Here is a 14,368-nt window from a genome sequence, read left to right on the forward strand (position 1 = left end):
CAACATTCGAGTGTTGAATTCAATCTTCTCATCTTCATGACGCTAACGTCACTTGGAATTAGCACCATACCAAAATCGGGCTGGTTGCTGAGACTTCTTCGGGCCAAATCCCTCCGTCTCTCTTGATAAGAATAAAAATATGGAATTGTTTAAAAATAGTTTATCTAACGATAGCATGAAAGAGTCTCATTTGCAAGCTAGTATTTTTGTTATACTAGGGGTTGATTAGACAGTCTCCATTTTATAGAGAGTAGTTCATTGATTGGTGAGTTGGCCGGGATGACGGGAGGGAATTGCCAATGGCTTGGCTATATGTTGTCTTTGCAGCGATTGTTGAGATATTTTGGGTGATCGGCCTACGGTATTCAGATTCACTGCTGGAATGGACGGGCACTGTTGTTGCCATTTTGTTCAGTTTCTTTTTCATAATAAAAGCTTGCGAGAAATTGCCGAGCGGAACGGTATATGCCGTGTTTACAGGTTCCGGGGCGGCAGCGATTGTCTTAATTGACTTTGTATTATTTCATGCCGATTTTTCTTTCGTGAAACTTATATTTATCGGAATGATTATCATAGGCGTCATCGGAATCAAGATGACGACAACTGAAGAGAAACCGCAAGAATCGAAAGGGGGAGAGGGGTAATGGCGTGGCTCTACCTGGTCATTGCGAGTTTCGGTGAAATTTTTGGTGTGTATTGTATAAATTTATTCCTCCACAAGAAAACAGTCCTCCGCCTTATCCTATTAGCTGCTGTGTTTTCGGCTGGATTTTTCTTTCTTTCTCTTGCGATGCGCGATATTCCGATGGGTACCGCATATGCAGTCTGGACAGGGCTTGGAGCAGCTGGCGCTGTGACGGTCGGAATCTTGTTTTTTAATGAACCGGCAGGCTGGAAGCGGATGTTGTTTTTGATGTTGATTATCGGGGGCGCGGTTGGGTTGAAGCTGTTTGGATGAAGTTTTTCATTTGAGTAAACTACTAACGTCAGATTAGGTTGACATTTCCTGATACTCGGTTAGACTATGAGTGTACGACCAATTTAATAGATGCAAACTAGGGGTGTCCGGCATAACCGGACTGAGAGGGAGATATTGATTGCTCTCCTAACTCTTTGGACCTGATCTGGCTCATACCAGCGTGGGGAAGTTTCTATAACGATTAGTGGCATGCATATGCGTATGTTTTGGAGACCAGGTCTGTTTTGTGACAGAGCTGGTCTTTTTTGCGTCTAGGCAGCACTCCCTTTTGGATAGAGTCATTGGTTCACCCGCAAATAATGATGAGGGGACGATGACAAGATGAGTAACATGAAAGAAGAAACACCGATTCACATCCATTCTTGCTTTCCGGCTAGTAAAAAGGTGTATGTGGAAGGCAGCAGAAAGGACATTCAAGTTCCGATGCGGGAGATTGAATTATCTCCCACCATTACAGAAGAGGGCGAATTTCCTAATGAACCGTTCCGTGTATATGATACGAGCGGAAAGTATACGGAGACTGGCTATAAGGTAGACATTCGCAAAGGACTTCCAGAAATTCGAAAACGATGGATTTTCGAACGTGGTGATGTAGAGGAATATGAAGGGCGGGAAGTGAAGCCGGAAGATAACGGATACCGAGCTGGCAAGGAAAAAAGAGATGAGACGTTTCCTTTACTGAAGCGCAAGCCGCTTCGCGCAAAGCCAGGGAAAAATGTGACACAGATGCATTACGCTCGGCAAGGAATCATAACCCCTGAAATGGAATTTATCGCAATCCGGGAGGGAATAGATCCGGAGTTTGTCCGAAGCGAAGTAGCTCGTGGCAGAGCGATTATCCCTGCAAATATTAATCATCCGGAAGCGGAACCGATGATTATCGGACGCAACTTCCATGTGAAAATCAATGCCAATATCGGGAACTCGGCTGTTTCCTCCTCCATCGGTGAGGAAGTAGAAAAGATGACATGGGCGACGCGCTGGGGAGCGGATACGATTATGGATCTGTCCACGGGCAAGAATATTCATACGACGCGCGAATGGATTATCCGCAACTCTCCTGTTCCGGTTGGTACTGTACCGATTTACCAGGCGTTGGAGAAAGTGAATGGGAAAGTGGAAGATCTATCATGGGAAGTGTTCCGCGATACACTTATTGAACAGGCGGAACAAGGAGTGGACTATTTTACAATCCATGCCGGTGTGCTCTTGCGCTATATTCCATTAACAGTCAATCGTGTCACCGGGATTGTTTCACGTGGCGGATCCATCATGGCCCAGTGGTGTATGCTGCATCATCAGGAAAGCTTCCTGTATACACACTTTGAAGAGATTTGTGAAATTATGAAGACGTATGATGTTTCGTTTTCTCTCGGAGACGGCCTGCGTCCAGGATCCATCGCCGATGCTAACGACGAAGCACAATTTGCGGAACTGGAAACACTAGGTGAATTGACTAAAATTGCGTGGGAACATGACGTGCAAGTCATTGTTGAAGGGCCGGGACATGTCCCGATGCATTTAATTAAAGAAAACGTCGACAAGCAAATGGAAATTTGCCAGGAGGCTCCTTTCTATACATTAGGACCACTGACGACAGATATTGCTCCTGCGTACGACCATATTACGTCCGCCATCGGAGCTGCCATGATTGGCTGGTTCGGAACGGCGATGCTTTGCTATGTAACCCCGAAAGAGCATCTGGGATTGCCGAATAAAGACGACGTCCGCGAAGGCGTCATCGCATATAAGATCGCTGCCCATGCAGCTGACTTGGCAAAAGGCCATCCAAACGCCCAAAAGCGTGATGATGCATTGTCGAAAGCTCGATTTGAATTCCGCTGGCGTGACCAGTTCAATTTAAGTCTGGATCCGGAGCGAGCTATGGAATACCATGATGAAACGTTGCCGGCGGAAGGTGCAAAAATTGCTCATTTCTGCTCCATGTGTGGCCCGAAATTCTGCAGCATGCGCATTTCGCACGATATCCGAAAATATGCGGATGAAAATACATTGGAAGAAAAATTGGCCATTAAAAAAGGGCTTGAAGAAAAAGCGAAAGAATTTCAGGAAGCCGGCGGCACCATCTATAGCTAACATGGTGGGAGGGAAGGAGATGACAACTGCGGAAGCTCTCCTTATGGAGATTATGAAAGGGAAACATCGGCTTTTTCAGCTGGAACAGCAATTGCGTGAAATCCAGTTGCAATGCCAGCATGACTTTCAAGAGGAACAAACGCATCGGATTTGCCGCAAGTGTAAGCGGATGGAAAGTCTTCATTATTAATTATTACCCCTGTTGGTCAACTGCTGACAGGGGTTTTGTCATGTGTAGTGGGGAGTTTACTGTTAAGACCCCCATTTTGTTGCATGCACCACGTCTAAAATCTTTCCTGGTATCCCGCATCTGCCACAATTTATGTTAATTGCGTTCGATTTCCGGGTAAATGGTGTATACTAAATCCAAATAGTGATTGTGGAAGAAGGGAATTGCATGAGTTCGCAATATGCAGATGACAGTTTAGCTTTACATACCGATCTTTATCAAATCAATATGACAGAGTCCTATTGGGCAGATGGCATCCATGAAAGGAAAGCGGTGTTTGAGATTTATTTCAGGCATTTGCCATTTGGCAACGGATATGCGATTTTCGCAGGGCTGGAACGAATTCTTGATTACCTGAAGGAATTTCATTTCAGTGAGAGCGATATCGCTTATTTGCGCGATGAGGTTGGATATCGGGAAGATTTCTTAGACTACTTGAAAGACGTCCGGTTCACTGGCGATGTTTATTCGATGGTTGAAGGGGAACTTGTATTTGCAAATGAACCAATTGTCCGGGTGGAAGCAACGCTGGCGGAAGCACAGCTTGTTGAAACGGCGTTGTTGAATATCGTTAATTTCCAGACGTTGATTGCAACAAAAGCGAGCCGCATCAAACAAGTCGTCAAAGATGAAGTGGTGATGGAATTCGGAAGCCGCCGGGCCCATGAGATGGATGCGGCTGTCTGGGGAGCGCGTGCAGCGTTCATCGGCGGCGTCGAGGCGACAAGTAACGTAAGAGCGGGAAAACGCTTCGGCATTCCGGTCGCGGGTACACACGCCCACTCGCTTGTACAGGCGTACAAGAGTGAATATGAAGCATTCCATTCGTATGCGAAGCGTCACAAAGATTGTATTTTCCTAGTGGATACGTATAATACGCTGAAAATTGGAGTGCCGACTGCTATTCAGGTCGCAAAGGAACTTGGAGATCAAATTAATTTCCTTGGTATCCGGCTCGATAGCGGAGATATTGCGTTTTTATCCAAAGAAGCACGCCGCATGCTGGATGAAGCCGGATTCCCGAATGCAAAAGTCGTTGTCTCAAACGATTTGGATGAATATACGATCTTGAACTTGAAAGCACAGGGCGCCCGAGTGGATGTCTGGGGAATCGGAACGAAGCTCATTACGGCTTATGATCAGCCTGCTCTCGGTGCAGTATATAAAATGGTGTCCATTGAAAATGAGCAAGGCGAAATGGAAGATACGATTAAAATTTCGTCGAATGCGGAAAAAGTCACCACACCTGGGCTCAAGAAATTGTACCGTATTATCGATAAGGAAAATGGCAAAGCGCAAGGTGATTACATCACGATGTACGATGAAGAACCGGCATCAGAGGAACGAATTAAAATGTTCCACCCTGTCCATACCTTCATTTCAAAGTTTGTGACGAACTTTGAAGCAGTCAATCTCCATACAAAAGTGATGGAAAAGGGTAACGTCATCTACACGAACCCTACCTTGCAGGAAATGCAGAAGTATGCACATGCCAATTTGGATTTATTATGGGAGGAATACAAACGCTCTCTCAATCCGGAAGAGTATCCAGTCGATTTAAGCCAGAAATGCTGGGATAATAAAATGCGCAACATCCGTGAAGTGCGGGAGAAAGTGGATGCCTATTCATTACGGTGAGGAGGAACAGATATGTCACTTCAACAACAGATTATTGAAGCATTAAAAGTGCAACCGTCGATCGATCCTCAGGCGGAAATACGCAAATCAATTGATTTCATGAAGGATTACATTGAGAAAAATACATTCCTGAATGGCTTTGTACTCGGGATTTCAGGTGGGCAGGATTCTACCCTTGTCGGGAAACTTGCCCAGATGGCTGTCGATGAATTAAACGAGGAGCACAGTACCGACCGTTTCAAATTCATCGCGGTCCGTCTGCCTTATGGAAAACAATTTGATGAGGATGACTGTCAAGACGCCCTTGATTATATTAAGCCTTCCATCATCTATACGGTAGATATTAAAAATGCGGTCGACGCAAGTGAAAAATCACTCGCCAAAGCAGGCGTCATCATTTCAGACTATACAAAAGGAAATGAAAAGGCCCGGGAACGAATGAAGGTGCAATATTCAATTGCCGCTGCTCAAAGCTGCGTCGTCCTAGGAACAGATCAAGCAGCTGAAGCATTAACCGGATTCTACACCAAATTTGGGGACGGCGGGGCTGACTTGATGCCCATTTTCCGCCTTAATAAACGCCAAGGCCGCGAGATTCTGAAAGCATTGAATTGCCCAGAGCATCTATACAACAAAGTACCGACAGCCGATTTAGAAGAAAATCGGCCGGCGCTCCCGGATGAGGTCGCTTTAGGCGTCAGCTATGAAGAAATCGACGACTATCTTGAAGGAAAAAAAGTCTCCGAAAAGTCACGAGAGCAAATTGAAAAACTATACTTGCGCTCAGCTCATAAACGGCATATGCCTATTACTGTGTTCGATGACTTCTGGAAGTAAAAAGAGAAGCACCCCTAAAAGTACTAAATGGGGTGCTTTTTTTATGTAAAACGTGGAAATTGGGTAGGATGTTATTGATAACCACTTTTTGGTTGTAGCTGCTGCGTGACCGACCTGTTCATATAATGTTCAAATGCTGGGGTAGTGCTTACTTTTCGGGTGAATTTGCAGAGACCTCGAATCGGTTGCGGGAGTGCTCGTATAATTGAAAGAATGCTCGAATCGGTTGCGAGAGTGCTCGCATAATTGAAGGAGTGCTCGAATCCATTGCCTAAGTGCTCGTATATCCAGAAGAGTTCTCGAATCCGTTTCATGATAGCTCGTATTATTTAAAAGAGAGTTCGAATAACCGAACAAGTACACGAAATTTTTCTTGCTCTATCCTATCGCAGGAAGGTCAATTTGGATGAGTTATTCACCTGCTGCCAAGTAATTCACAACATCCTCTCCAGCGGTGAAAAGGTTGTAGGGAAATTGGATGTGATGTATTATTAAGTTACATTTTGTTAATTTTCGGACAGTGATATGGTTTATTGTGGAAGTAGGCTAACTGACTTGCTTGTTAGTAAGATAACTATAGTTGTTTGTATCAGCTAAAATGGAGGATTTATTATGACTCATGCACAGACGATCGACAAGGTATTAGCGAATATTGATAAAGTGATGATCGGTAAACGGAACATCGCTGAGCTGAGCTTGACGGCACTGCTTGCAGGTGGCCATGTCTTGCTGGAGGATGTGCCGGGTGTCGGCAAAACGATGATGGTCAAATCGTTAGCGAAATCGATAGGCGCTTCCTTTAAGCGAATCCAGTTTACACCGGATCTATTGCCTTCGGATGTGCTAGGCGTTTCGATATACAATCCGAGGGAGATGGAGTTTGAATTCAGACCGGGGCCAATTGTCGGTAATATTGTATTGGCGGATGAAATCAACCGGACTTCTCCCAAAACCCAGTCCGCTTTGCTTGAAAGTATGGAGGAGTCTTCTGTCACTGTCGATGGGGAGACAATTCGAATTCCGCAGCCTTTCTTTGTAATGGCGACGCAGAACCCGATCGAGTATGAGGGGACGTATTCGCTTCCGGAAGCTCAGCTGGACCGATTCTTGTTTAAACTCAAAATGGGCTATCCAGAGCGGCTTGCCGAGGTGGAGATGCTGCAGCGTGCCGAGAAGGCAGTGCCGATTGAAAAATTGGAGCCGGTCATTACGCTGGAAGAGCTCAGGGAACTGCAACAGGGTGTGTCCGATGTGAATGTGGACGATACGATTAAGAAGTACATTGTCGATTGCGCAGCGGAGACGCGGACAAATCCTTATGTCTATTTAGGCGTCAGTCCAAGGGGATCGTTAGCGTTAATGAAAGCTTGCCAGGCGTTTGCCCTCATGAGGGGACGGGATTATGTTACACCGGATGATGTGAAATATTTAGCACCGTTCGCTTTTGGCCATCGGATTATTTTAAAACCTGAAGCAAAGTATGAAGGGATTACAACAGAGGAAATTATGGATCGTATTTTGACGAAAGTGAATGTGCCGATTGAAAGGATCCGGGTGAGATGAAGCAACGTCTTCGTTTCCTTTCCGAATCTGGCCGGTTTGTTTTCGTCCTCCTTTTGCTTGCCGTGACCTATGTATTTGCCATGTTTCAAGGCGGGAAAGTAAGTTGGAGCATTTTTTATATTTTGTTGCCTTTTGTCCTTTATTCCTGTCTGCTATTTTTCTATCCGTTGCGTGATATGAAGGCGGGGCGAAAGCTGACCGCCCGGACGCTAGAAAGAGGCGGGAAGCTGGAGGTGCGACTTGAAATTGAGCGTCATCTCCCATTTCCGCTGCTCTATACAGTTGCATCGGAAAAATGGGAGGATCCTGCGATTGCCAAACTGATGGGGGATAAGGGGAAGCGGTTATTCCTTTTTGGTTTTCGTAAAAAAGTAGAATGGTCGTATGTAATAGAAGATATGCCCCGAGGGGAACATGTTTTAAGTGGAATTGAAATTGAAGTCTCTGATTTTTTTGGATGGATTCGTAAATCAAAAGTCATTGATATGAAAGATGCTGTATTGGTCTTCCCAAAAATGAAAGACATCCATTATGTGCCGATCAAAGCACAATATGATCGTGGATCGTTGGCGTCTCCTTTTTCGCTCGTGAAAGATACAACCATGGCTACAGGCGTTCGTGATTATCAATCCGGCGACCGTGTCACATGGATTCATTGGAAATCATTTGCGAGGACGCAAACATTAATGACAAAAGAATTTGAGGATCGCCAATCTGAAGAGTTGACGATAATCCTGGATGGCAGAAAATCAAAACTCTTTGAAGAAGAAATTGAATTGGCGGCTTCCATTTTGAAAGAAGCTACTTCGAAACAGGCCAATGTCAGTTTTCTCTCGGTTGGAGAGAAAGTACATCATTTCCCGTTACTTCAATCTGCTGAACATCTCCGCAATACTCTCGTCCATTTAGCAAAGCTGAAACCCGATGTGGATGTTATGCCAGAAGCCATCGACTTTAGCATGACGATGGCGAGCGGCGGTAGTGTTATTCTCATTTCAAGTGAACCGGATTGGTCATTTATTCAGCCGATCGTTACGACCCTGCGAAATGTCCAAGCTGTCATTTGTTTTGCAGTGGTGGACCGTCAACAACCGTTGACAGACATTCAGCTGGAACGAATCCAATACTTGCGGACCAAGGGAATTACGGTGCATGTACTTGGGAAAACGGAGTTTGCAGAAGCATTTCGGGAGGTGGCATCCTGATGAAAGATACGAAAATGGACAGGAGATTGCTGATCATCCTCTATTCGCTTGCATTCGTTTTATTGCGCGAATGGCTCCTGCCGGTGATGGCATTGACGGACACGAATTATCTAGGTCTGTTCATGGTTTTCATCGGTCTGTCTTTCTTAACATCTTTACTCGGAATGAAATGGTGGATTTCCGTACCTGTTAAAATACTTTACATTTTCTGGGCTGTTCACTTTGTCTTTTTGAATCTCATATTCTTTACGAGAGATTCGCTGTCTTTGCTCATGACGGATATTATGAGTAATTTATCCATACTGGAAACTGGTGATTGGGAGGGGATTACAAATCCTTTTCGAACCATTCTCTTTTTCGTTCTGTTATGGATGACGACCTATTTGATACGCCATTGGATTGAAGTCCGTAGAAGCATTCTGTTGTTCTATGTAATGACGGTTGTTTTCATTGCCTTTATTGACACGTTTAGCCCGTACTCTGCTGAAAATGCCATTTTTCGAATAATGGTGAGTGGTTTGCTGCTGGTCGGGCTTCTGTATATTTTACGGCTCTCTGAAAAACACCATAGGCCATTGAAAACGGGTGTTTATGCGGCAATCTCACTTCCCTTATTATTCGTAGTCGTTGCCAGTTCCGCTTTTGCGAGCATTATTCCGGAGAAGGATCCCGCCTGGCCGGACCCTGTGCCTTTCTTCAAATCCGTCGTTCAAGGCGGTCAAGGACTCGGCACCATGACGGCTACGAGTGGTTACGATCCTGACGATTCTGTCCTAGGAGGGCCTTTCACACCTGACCATACGGTTGTTTTTGAAGCCAAGGTGCCAAGTAAGCAATATTGGAAAATCGAAACGAAGAGCACCTATACTTCAAAAGGATGGGAAAAGCATCCCGAAGAAAGCGAGAGACAGAGCTTTTTCCCGGGTGACTCAATAGCAGAAGGCCAAACGTTATTAGATGGCAATAAACCTGAGCAGGTGAGTGCAGAATTGCAGATCATCGAGAGCCTGCCTTATGTCGCTTATCCGTATGGCACTGCGAAAATAAATACGAGACCAGACATTGTTTTGAATCGACGGTTTGATTCGGAACAGATTTGGGCGACCAAGAACGGCTCGGAGCTGGAACTTGATTCGTATGAAATCGAATTTGTTGAGCCAAAATATAGTATGAAAGCTTTGCGGGAAACATCGATGGATGATTATGATGCCAGCATTGATTTTTCACCGTACTTACAGCTGCCGGAGCAGGTTCCTGATCGGGTAAGAGAGTTGGCCAATTCCATTACGGAGAATGAAGAAAGCGTTTATGATAAAGCGAAAGCAATTGAACGATATTTCCGGAATAATGGGTTTACGTATGACCAGCAAAATGTTCCAGTTCCTCGTGAGGGTGAGGACTATGTCGATCAATTCCTGTTTGATACAAAACGCGGATATTGCGACAATTTCTCATCATCAATGGTGGTACTGCTGCGTTCGGTGGATATCCCAGCCCGTTGGGTAAAAGGGTTTGCACCTGGTGAATCAAAACTGAACGACCAGCGAGAAAGAATATACGAAGTGACAAACAATGAGGCTCATTCTTGGGTGGAAGCTTATATGCCAGGTATCGGATGGATGCCGTTTGAACCAACTATCGGGTTTACAAACATGGCTGGCATAGATTATGATATCGAAACGAGTCTGGACGATCCTCAATCTCCGGAGATGCAAGAGAAGGAGAAGCAAGAGAAAGAAAAGCAAACTCCAGTTGCGAAACCTGAAAATAAATCGGGTGGACCTACAGGTTTTCAAAAGGCGTTCGCATGGGTAAAGTCGAATGTGTGGAAATCGGTGTTCGTTATTCTTGTCTTAACAGGCATTGCATGGCGGATTTATTACATTCGTCATAAGTGGATGCCGAAGTTACTCATTCGCATGCATCAGAAGCCGAGCGGTGATTGGGAAACATTCGATAAACAATATAAGAGTCTTTTGCGTCAATTAGAGCGTTTCGGCATTAAACGTTCAGGCGACATGACACTCTCAGAATATGCAATGAAAGTCGATCGTCATTTCGGAGGCAGACGAATGAGGGATTTGACTGCTGTATATGAACAGGGTGTTTATGGCGGTCATATCGAAACGCATGACTGGCCGGCTTTGCAGGAAATATGGGAAGATTTAATCATTAGGTCAGCCGGTTGATTTTTAGAATGCGTGAGAGTATGATATGACAAAAGAACAAAACGATACAGCCCTCATATATGTCTGATAATACGGTTCGGACGTTTCTACCAAGCCACCTTAAATGGCTTGTCTATGAAGGCGGGAATGGTTATTTAGCTATTCCTGCTTTTTGTAGTTGTCGAGACGCGTAGAAAGAATCTTTCTGACGCGTCTTTTCAATTATAAGGGATATCGTACAATACTTTGGAAGAGGTGGATCAATTGTCAACAGCTCCTTTATTAGTCGAACAAGAAAAAATCGTGGTACTTGATTACGGTAGCTCCTACAACCAACTAATCACGCGTACAATCCGTGAATTGGGTGTTTATAGTGAATTGTATCCGCACACTGTTACTGCAGAAGATATTGAGAAAATGAATGCAGTTGGCATCATCCTGTCAGGAGGAGACAAAGAAGCAGATGCTTTGTCAATTGATCCTGAAATATTCTCATTAGGAATTCCTGTTCTAGGTATTTCTTATGGAATGCAATTAATTGTAAAACAATTCGGCGGTTCATTCGGATCCCAAACTCATACAGAGTCAGAAGTGGTAACGGTAGACCAATCATCTTCCATTTTCTCTGGTTTGGCTGGAGAGCAAACTGTGTTTGGCAGCCAAGGGACACTTGTGACACAAGCTCCAGAAGGCTTTAAAACAATTGCTTCTGGCAAGGAAATTGAAATTGCTGCGATTGCTCACGATGAGAAGCGCATTTATGGTTTCATGTTCCATCCGGAAGTAGAACAAACTGAAAACGGCAGAGACATGCTTAGTCAATTCGTTTCGATCTGTGGAGCGAAAAAAGACTGGACTATGAAAGCGTTCATTGACATTGAAGTTGAGAAGATCCGTTCTCAAGTTGGAGATAAAAAAGTACTTTGCGCATTAAGCGGAGGCGTCGACTCTTCTGTTGTTGCTACATTGATTCACCGCGCGATCGGTGACCAGTTGACATGTATTTTTGTTGACCACGGTTTGCTTCGTAAAGGTGAAGTTGAAAGTGTAGTTGATACTTTCAGCAATAAATTCAATATGAACTTCATTAAAGTGGATGCACGCAAACGTTTCTTGGACAAGCTGAAGGGTGTAACAGATCCTGAAGTGAAACGGAAAACAATCGGAAACGAATTTATCTATGTCTTCGATGAAGAAGCAGCTAAATTAGACGGCATTGAGTATCTTGCTCAAGGCACAATCTACGCTGACATTATCGAAAGCGGAACTGCAACGAACGAAGTGATCAAATCGCATCACAACGTAGGCGGTCTTCCTGAGGACTTGGAGTTTGAATTAATCGAACCATTGAAGGCTCTTTTCAAAGATGAAGTCCGTGCTGTAGGTGCTGAGCTTGGCTTGCCGGAAGACATCGTTCGCAGACAGCCTTTCCCTGGTCCTGGTCTTGGCGTTCGTGTTCTTGGTGAAGTAACCGAGGACAAGCTGGCAATCGTCCGTGAAGCGGATTGGATTTTGCGAGATGAAATCGCTAAAGCTGGCCTAGATAAGAGTATCTGGCAATACTTCGCGATCCTTCCGGACATCCGCAGCGTTGGTGTCAGAGACGAAAAACGTTCTTATGACTATGCTGTTGGTTTGCGTGCTGTTCATTCTGTGGATGGTATGACTGCAGATTGGGCACGGATCCCTTGGGATGTGCTTGAAAAAATCAGTAACCGGATTACAGCAGAAGTAGACCATGTCAACCGCGTCGTGTATGACATTACACCAAAACCACCAGGCACAATTGAGTGGGAATAAAATTTAATAGCGAAATCGTATAAATTTGGGGATAGGGCCCAGAAGTTTCTACCGGAACACCGTAAATGATCCGACTACGATATTCATCCTGGAAAGCAGCTGCTTTTTTAGGATGGATAATGGAGAGAGCATACGATTGAATACGTATGCTCTCTTTTATGTTTTTACCATCAGGAGGGTATGGGATGAAAAAGTATTTTGAGTTTGACAAGTTGGGTACGAATTACCGCCGCGAAATCGTCGGGGGTCTGACTACATTTTTAGCTATGGCATACATCTTGGCCGTAAATCCAATCACATTGTCATTGGAAGCTGTTCCAGATTTGCCAGATGCAATGCGAATGGACAAGGGAGCGGTTTTTGTCGCAACAGCATTGGCGGCAGCAGTAGGTTCATTATTCATGGGACTGATTGCAAGATATCCGATCGGATTGGCTCCAGGGATGGGGCTAAATGCGTTCTTCGCTTTCTCAGTTGTATTAGGATACGGAATTCCATGGCAAACCGCTTTGACAGGTGTACTTTTCTCTGGTCTTATTTTTATTGTCTTGTCACTTTCCGGTTTACGTGAACTAATTATCAATGCTATACCAGCTCAATTAAAATATGCGGTTGGCGCAGGGATTGGGTTATTCATTACATTTCTAGGATTACAAAATGCTAAAATCATTGTCGGAGATCCAAACACCTTGGTGACATTAGGCAAGCTTTCATCAGGCCCGACATTGCTGGCGATATTCGGATTGGTTATCACTGTTATAATGATGGTACGTAAAATAAAAGGCGCTATCTTCTACGGAATGATTGCTACAACATTAGTTGGAATGGCCGTCAGTCTGATAGATGTGCCACATCAGATTGTATCCAAAGTGCCAAGTGTCAGCCCGACTTTCGGTGCTGCTTTCCATACATTATTGGATGATCCTACTTCCTTATTGACGACTCAATTTTTAGTTGTAGTCATTACATTCTTGTTTGTGGACTTTTTCGATACTGCAGGAACACTAGTGGCAGTAGCAAATCAAGCAGGTTTAATGAAAGACGATAAGCTTCCTCGAGCAGGAAGAGCATTACTTGCTGATTCATTGGCAACTGTGACGGGTGCTATCTTTGGAACTTCAACGACAACGTCTTACATTGAATCTACAGCTGGTGTAGCAGCAGGTGCTAAAACAGGATTTGCTTCTATAGTAACTGGGATTCTGTTCTTACTAGCACTATTCTTCTCGCCACTCTTGTTTGTTATTACACCAGAAGTGACAGCCCCAGCATTAATTATTGTTGGTGTGTTGATGGTTTCGACATTAGGGAATATCGAGTGGACCAAGTTTGAAATTGCGGTTCCTGCCTTTTTCACGATCATCGCTATGCCGCTGACATATAGTATTGCAACTGGTATCGCAATTGGATTTGTTTTCTATCCGATTACAATGTTGCTCAGCGGGCGACGCAAGGAAATTCATCCGATCATGTACGGACTTGCGGTGCTGTTCATTTTGTATTTCATATTTATTAAATAGAAGAAAACCTGAAGACGGCTGCCAAAAATTAATTGGGCAGCCGTTTTAGATTTAACGCCAATTTAATTCTGAATGGCTGGACAGAAAGGAATTGTAACTTTTAGGTGCGTAAACCAATCGAATAGCCAAGGGGTGAATTAATAATTACTGCGCGTTCCATTTCAACTACTAGTTTGGGCTCTATCGTGTAAGTCCAGAACTCTAGCGAGAATATATTGAGTTGATTACCCTGTACAGATGGTAAGCTGTCATAAAGACAGAGCGTCTGGGGAAGTGAGCTGCCTTCGTTTATTAACAGCATAGATCTGAAACGGAAATATACTTTACTTTAA

11 protein-coding genes and 4 riboswitches are annotated in these 14,368 nt (G+C 44.3%); all 11 genes read left to right on the plus strand.

What is annotated here, in order from left to right; all coding sequences use genetic code 11:
• Window positions 1-25: 25 nt before the first annotated feature.
• Window positions 26-132: riboswitch (SAM riboswitch) on the minus strand.
• Window positions 133-299: 167 nt separating this feature from the next.
• A complete protein-coding gene (locus L7D49_RS17910) occupies window positions 300-644 on the plus strand; it encodes a DMT family transporter (RefSeq protein WP_238083464.1) in 345 nt (114 codons plus the stop codon).
• Entirely contained in the window at window positions 644-958 is a 315-nt protein-coding gene (locus tag L7D49_RS17915; RefSeq protein ID WP_238083466.1) for a DMT family transporter, read from the plus strand. The genes L7D49_RS17910 and L7D49_RS17915 overlap by 1 nt, the downstream gene beginning before the upstream one ends.
• An 89-nt stretch (window positions 959-1,047) precedes the next feature.
• Window positions 1,048-1,163: riboswitch (TPP riboswitch) on the plus strand.
• Between the two features lie 137 nt (window positions 1,164-1,300).
• A complete protein-coding gene (gene thiC / locus L7D49_RS17920) occupies window positions 1,301-3,076 on the plus strand; it encodes a phosphomethylpyrimidine synthase ThiC (protein ID WP_418895905.1) in 1,776 nt (591 codons plus the stop codon).
• Window positions 3,077-3,095: 19 nt separating this feature from the next.
• Entirely contained in the window at window positions 3,096-3,266 is a 171-nt protein-coding gene (locus L7D49_RS17925; protein WP_238083468.1) for a serine protease, read from the plus strand.
• Window positions 3,267-3,473: 207 nt separating this feature from the next.
• Window positions 3,474-4,943 (plus strand): nicotinate phosphoribosyltransferase, encoded by a 1,470-nt coding sequence (locus L7D49_RS17930; protein WP_238083470.1) that lies wholly within the window; start codon window positions 3,474-3,476, stop codon window positions 4,941-4,943.
• Window positions 4,944-4,955: 12 nt separating this feature from the next.
• On the plus strand, window positions 4,956-5,780 hold the full coding sequence (nadE, locus tag L7D49_RS17935; protein ID WP_238083472.1) for an ammonia-dependent NAD(+) synthetase: 825 nt from the start codon (window positions 4,956-4,958) through the stop codon (window positions 5,778-5,780).
• Between the two features lie 612 nt (window positions 5,781-6,392).
• Entirely contained in the window at window positions 6,393-7,343 is a 951-nt protein-coding gene (locus L7D49_RS17940; RefSeq protein WP_238083474.1) for an AAA family ATPase, read from the plus strand.
• Window positions 7,340-8,548 carry a DUF58 domain-containing protein gene (locus tag L7D49_RS17945; protein WP_238083476.1) on the plus strand — a complete coding sequence of 403 codons (1,209 nt, stop codon included), beginning with the start codon at window positions 7,340-7,342 and terminating at the stop codon, window positions 8,546-8,548. The genes L7D49_RS17940 and L7D49_RS17945 overlap by 4 nt, the downstream gene beginning before the upstream one ends.
• The gene (locus L7D49_RS17950) at window positions 8,548-10,737 is read left to right on the plus strand and encodes a DUF4129 domain-containing transglutaminase family protein (RefSeq protein WP_238083478.1); all 2,190 of its coding nucleotides are present in this window, start codon (window positions 8,548-8,550) and stop codon (window positions 10,735-10,737) included. The genes L7D49_RS17945 and L7D49_RS17950 overlap by 1 nt, the downstream gene beginning before the upstream one ends.
• A 33-nt stretch (window positions 10,738-10,770) precedes the next feature.
• Window positions 10,771-10,872, plus strand: a riboswitch (purine riboswitch).
• Between the two features lie 108 nt (window positions 10,873-10,980).
• Window positions 10,981-12,516: a glutamine-hydrolyzing GMP synthase gene (guaA, locus tag L7D49_RS17955; RefSeq protein WP_238083480.1), complete on the plus strand. Its 1,536-nt coding sequence runs from the start codon at window positions 10,981-10,983 to the stop codon at window positions 12,514-12,516.
• Window positions 12,512-12,613: riboswitch (purine riboswitch) on the plus strand. (Overlaps the previous gene by 5 nt.)
• Window positions 12,614-12,701: 88 nt before the next feature.
• The gene (locus L7D49_RS17960) at window positions 12,702-14,036 is read left to right on the plus strand and encodes an NCS2 family permease (protein WP_238083482.1); all 1,335 of its coding nucleotides are present in this window, start codon (window positions 12,702-12,704) and stop codon (window positions 14,034-14,036) included.
• The last annotated feature ends 332 nt before the right edge of the window (window positions 14,037-14,368 follow it).

It is taken from the genome of Sporosarcina cyprini (assembly GCF_022048975.1).
In the GTDB taxonomy this organism is placed as follows: Bacteria; Bacillota; Bacilli; order Bacillales_A; family Planococcaceae; genus Sporosarcina; species Sporosarcina cyprini.

Coding starts and splice junctions, on each gene's coding strand:
- L7D49_RS17910 (WP_238083464.1), top strand. CDS start 300: ATGGCTTGGCTATATGTTGTCTTTGCAGCGATTGTTGAGATATTTTGG.
- L7D49_RS17915 (WP_238083466.1), top strand. CDS start 644: ATGGCGTGGCTCTACCTGGTCATTGCGAGTTTCGGTGAAATTTTTGGT.
- thiC (WP_418895905.1), top strand. CDS start 1,301: ATGAGTAACATGAAAGAAGAAACACCGATTCACATCCATTCTTGCTTT.
- L7D49_RS17925 (WP_238083468.1), top strand. CDS start 3,096: ATGACAACTGCGGAAGCTCTCCTTATGGAGATTATGAAAGGGAAACAT.
- L7D49_RS17930 (WP_238083470.1), top strand. CDS start 3,474: ATGAGTTCGCAATATGCAGATGACAGTTTAGCTTTACATACCGATCTT.
- nadE (WP_238083472.1), top strand. CDS start 4,956: ATGTCACTTCAACAACAGATTATTGAAGCATTAAAAGTGCAACCGTCG.
- L7D49_RS17940 (WP_238083474.1), top strand. CDS start 6,393: ATGACTCATGCACAGACGATCGACAAGGTATTAGCGAATATTGATAAA.
- L7D49_RS17945 (WP_238083476.1), top strand. CDS start 7,340: ATGAAGCAACGTCTTCGTTTCCTTTCCGAATCTGGCCGGTTTGTTTTC.
- L7D49_RS17950 (WP_238083478.1), top strand. CDS start 8,548: ATGAAAGATACGAAAATGGACAGGAGATTGCTGATCATCCTCTATTCG.
- L7D49_RS17960 (WP_238083482.1), top strand. CDS start 12,702: ATGAAAAAGTATTTTGAGTTTGACAAGTTGGGTACGAATTACCGCCGC.